The 4,442-nt window shown below is 74.9% G+C and carries 3 protein-coding genes; 2 read left to right on the top strand and 1 reads right to left on the bottom strand.

Going from position 1 to position 4,442, the window contains the following annotated elements; all coding sequences use genetic code 11:
• Window positions 1-56: 56 nt before the first annotated feature.
• Complete coding sequence (locus AOK11_RS33705) at window positions 57-2,948, bottom strand: glycoside hydrolase family 84 protein (RefSeq protein ID WP_055597474.1); 2,892 nt, start codon at window positions 2,946-2,948, stop codon at window positions 57-59.
• Between the two features lie 323 nt (window positions 2,949-3,271).
• Between AOK11_RS33705 and AOK11_RS33710 the strand changes: the two genes are divergently transcribed.
• Both AOK11_RS33710 and AOK11_RS33715 read left to right on the top strand, forming a co-directional pair.
• Window positions 3,272-3,571 carry a hypothetical protein gene (locus tag AOK11_RS33710; RefSeq protein WP_055597475.1) on the top strand — a complete coding sequence of 100 codons (300 nt, stop codon included), beginning with the start codon at window positions 3,272-3,274 and terminating at the stop codon, window positions 3,569-3,571.
• On the top strand, window positions 3,572-4,442 hold an 871-nt coding region (locus tag AOK11_RS33715; protein ID WP_206188981.1), incomplete at its 3' end, for a 4-alpha-glucanotransferase.

Raw genomic sequence — 4,442 nt, forward strand, 5'->3', positions numbered from 1 at the left:
TGTATACGAGACAGGTCCTGGTGCCCCCGGGCAGCCCTGCCCCGCCCCGCCTCACCTCAGTCCGCGACCGCGTACGCCTCCACCGACCACAGGGAGTAGCCCCACTCGGTGGCGCGGGCCTCGCCCTGGACGCGGACGTGACGGACGTCGGGTTCGTCCATGCGCAGCGTCTCCCGCCCGCCGGCGCTGTCCGTCACTGACGCCGCCGTACGCCAGCTGCGGCCGTCCGCCGAGACCTCGACGCGGTACGCCGACGGGTGCGCGTCCTGCCAGTGCAGGGCGACCTTCCCGAGCCGCACCGGGCGTTCCAGCTCGACCTGCCACCAGGAGTCGTCCTCGACCGGGGACGACCAACGGGTCTCCGGGACGCCGTCGTTCGCCGCCGAGGCGGGGAAGTCGGGCGTCTCGTCGGACGAGGAGCTCGCCGTGCCGGTGCGGGCCAGGTCGGGTCCGGCGGTGCGCGGGACGGCGTTGACCGTCAGCGTGTGCGTCACCCCGCCGAAGCCGAGCCGCACCTCGTACGACCGGGTCGGCGCCCCGGGCTCCACCGTCACCTCGACGGGCACTTCCACGGAGGTGCCGCGCGGGACGGTCAGGGCGCCCTCCGGGACCCGTACCTTCACGCCCTTCGGCGCCTCGACGGTCACCTTGCCGCGCACCTGCTCGGGCCGCAGCGACTCGAGCGTGGCCGTGAGCCGCCGGGTGCCGCCGATGTCGGTGTCCGCGGGGCCGTCCGGCAGCGTCATCGAGACGCCGGGCTCGTCCGTGAACCACGGCACGACGTGCCGTACCCGGGAGGCGTCCGCGCCGGTGACGCGGACGGCGCCGGCCGGTCCGTCCACCCGCAGCTCGGTGGCGCCGGAGGCGGCCAGTGTGCCCAGGCGGCGCCAGCCCGCGCCCGGCGCGTGGATCTCGACCGTCCCCACGGTGCCGGGCTCGGCCAGGACCGTCACCGTGCTCAGGTCCCGGACCCGCGGCAACTGGAGCACGCCGTCGTCCGACCGGCCGCCGGAGCCGGCGGTCGCCTCGCGGCCGATGCCCGCCCAGGTCTCGTACGCGTCCCGGGCCCGGTTCAGGAACGGGTCCAGGACGCCCTTGCCGACCGTCACCCGGGCGGGCTTCAGCAGCGTCCGCCGCTCGGCCAGCTCCCGGTACGCGGTCCAGGAGGCGCCCGCGTCGTCGGACTCCTGCGCGCGCAGCATGTCCAGCGCGGTCAGGCCCGCCTCGCCGTAGCGGGCCAGCTGCCCGGTCCAGGGGGCGACCTCGTCGGCGAGCGAGGCCGTGCGCGGGTCGCCGGCCAGGGTCCCGGGCAGCTCGCGCAGCACCGTGAAGGCGGCGCGCAGCCGCTTCTCCGCCGCGCGGCCCTCGTCGCCGCCGGCGTCCGCGCGGGTCCGCCAGAACTCCTTCAGCAGCGGCCGCAGGTACGCAGACTCCTCGGCGCCGAGGACCGAGGACGCGTCGTTGCCCGCCAGCGCGGACAACGCCTCACCCAGCACGGGGTCACCCTCCGCGAGGTCCTTGATCGCGGCCCGCCAGGACTCCTGGGGGTCGTAGGCGCGCGGGTTCCAGGCGAAGTCGGCGGCCGTGAACAGGGGGATGCGGGACGCCTCGGGCTGCTCCATCGCGTTCGCGAGCAGGGCGGCCGAACCGGCGGCCACGGCGGGCTCGCGGCCCTGGTAGGGGCCGAGGAAGATCCGGCCGGGGGCGAAGTCGTTGACCGGATAGTTGTCCATGGTCACCAGCGGGCGCGCGAACACCTTCCGCGCCTCGGCCAGGTCGCCGCCCGTAATGGTGCTCGGCACCACGCCGACCCCGGTCCACGCCACCTCCACCCCGGAGTCCAGGGCGTCCGAGAGGGCCCGCCGGTACGCGGTCGACCCGTCCTCGTAGTACTCGGTCGGCATCAACGAGAGTGCGGCGGAACCAGGGTGACGATCCGCCAGGTGGCGGGCCACCGCGTTCGCCACGTACGCCTGGGCGCGGGCGGCGGCGTCGGGGCCGGAACCGAAGCGTTTCGCGTCCTTCCCGCAGTGCCACTCGCTGTAGCTGACGTCCTGGAACTGCAGTTGGAAGGCGCGGAAGCCCAGCGCCCGCATCGCGTCCAGCTTGCGGGTCAGCGCGCGCAGGTCCTCGCCCGAGGCGAAGCACATCGCCTGGCCCGGCGCCACCGCCCAGCCGAGCGTGACGTGGTTGCTCCGGGCCCGCTCCGCCAGCTCCCGGAACTCCGCGCGCTGCCGGTCCGGGTACGGCTCGCGCCAGCGGGCCTGACGGTGGAGGTCGTCGCCGGGCGCGTACAGGAACCGGTTCTGCTTGGTGCGGCCCATGAAGTCCAGCTGGCCCAGCCGCTGTCGGTGCGTCCACGGGGTGCCGTAGAAGCCCTCGGTGATCCCGCGCACGGCGGTGCCCGGCCAGTCGCGGACGACGGCGGCCGTGAAGGTGCCGTCGGGACGCAGGAGCTGACGCAGCGTCTGGACGGCGTGGAACAGGCCGTCCTCGCCCGCACCGGTGAGCGCGACGGCCTCCCCGCCGACGGTCAGGGTGTAGCCGCCCGAGGGGAGGGCGTGAAGGTCCGGCTGGGAGGAGCCCACAGGCCGGTCCGCGCCCATCCGCACCACGAGCGCCCCCTCGGGCGCCTTGTCGCCGGGGGCGGTGAACCGGCGCGCGCCGGCCTCCCGCAGCAGCGCGCGCAGGGCCTCGACGGCATGGGGGTCGGCCGACGCGTCGGTGCTCAGGACGACCTCTTCGGTCACCGAGACCGGGGCGCCGTTCGCCCGCAGGGACTGGGGGCGGGGCCAGACGGCCAGGTCCGCCTCGACCCGGTCGGGAACGGGGGACGTGGTCGTCCCGGGAACGGAGGGGGCCGCCACGGAAGCGGGCGCGGCGCCCAGCGTCCCGGCGACGACGACGAACGCGAGGGCGGCCGCCCTCTTCCCACGTCGTAGCTGCAAGGCCCCTCCCGAGGAGACAGAACCGTTACGTGACAGGCCAGGAGCCCATCATTGTGCTCCGGACGTGTCAATCAGAGTGGCCGTCGTGACGGGTTTGCCCGCATGTGGAATGCGGGAACGGGAACACAATGTGAGCAGAAGCACGTTCCCCGGACGGGGATGCCTGCCTTCGCGCCCGCTGGGTAGGGGCTGCGAGGAACCCCGCCGACCGGCGCATCCGTGCGCGAAGCCCCATGAGATTCCGTCCGATTGACTCCGATCGACTCCGATTGATTCCCAGCGATTCCCAGCGATTCCGATTGATTCCGACGAGGAGGCCCTCAGTGGCTGCTGCACCGGCGTTCGTTCTGTCCCCGCCCCTGTCCAAACCCGAGGCGGACCCGTCCGCCGACCTCGATGGCCTGCACAGCGCCGAAGCCGAAGGCATGCACGCCTGCGTCTTCAGCGCGGAGGGCCCCTGCGCGGGAGTCCCGCTCACCAGCGAGCCCCCGCTGCCCGACGCCGAACCCCTCACCAGCGAGCCCCCGCTCTCCGACGCCGCCCCCCTGACCAGCGAGTCCGACGCCTCCATGGACACCACCGGACTCGACTCCTTCCCGGCGCAGTACGTCCCGGAGCCCTAGATGGCCGGTGCCGGACCGGCCGAGCCGCCTTCCGCGTCGCCCTCCGACCCTTCCGCGTCGCCCTCCGACCCTTCCGAGCCACCGTCCGGGCCTTCCACGCAGCCCTCCGGGCCGACGCCGGAGCCTTCCGCGCCTTCCGCGGACCTGTCCCGGCTCGCCGCCCTCCACGGCGTCGCCACCTCCTACAACCCCTCCCCGGACCGTACGGTCGCCGCCTCGGCCACCGCCGTCACCCGCGCCCTGGCCGCCCTCGGCGTGGACGCGGGGACCCCCGAGGCCGTCCGTGACGCGCTCACCGCCCGCGAGCGGGAGCAGGCCGAGCGGCTGCTGCCGCCCACCGTGGTCGGCTGGGGCACCGACATGCCGCCCGCCCTGGCCGAGCTCCCCGAAGGCACCCGGCTGCTCGTCCGCACCGAGCAGGGCGAGACCCGCGCCTCGGCCGAGAACCTCCCGCCCGGCGTGCACCGGGTGACCGCCACCGCGCCCGACGGCCGCACCGGCGAGGCCCACCTGATCGTCGCCCCGCCCCGGCTGCCCGCGCCCCCGGCCCGCTCCTACGGACTCCTCGTCCAGCTCTACTCGCTCCTCTCCCGCCGCTCCTGGGGCATGGGCGACCTCGCCGACCTCGGCGAACTCGCCACCTGGGCCGGCCGCACCCTCGGCGCCGGATTCGTCCAGATCAACCCGCTGCACGCGGCCGTCCCCGGCCCTCCGACCGACCCCTCGCCCTACCGGCCGTCCTCCCGCCGTTTCCCGGACCCGGTCCACCTGCGGATCGAGGACATTCCGGAGTTCGCGTACGTGGAGGAGGGCGAGCGCGGCGTGGAGGGTGAAGGCGAGGGCGGGGGCGTCGCGGGAGCCGAGGACCTCG

This window comes from Streptomyces hirsutus, from assembly GCF_001418415.1.
GTDB classification, from domain to species: Bacteria; Actinomycetota; Actinomycetes; order Streptomycetales; family Streptomycetaceae; genus Streptomyces; species Streptomyces hirsutus.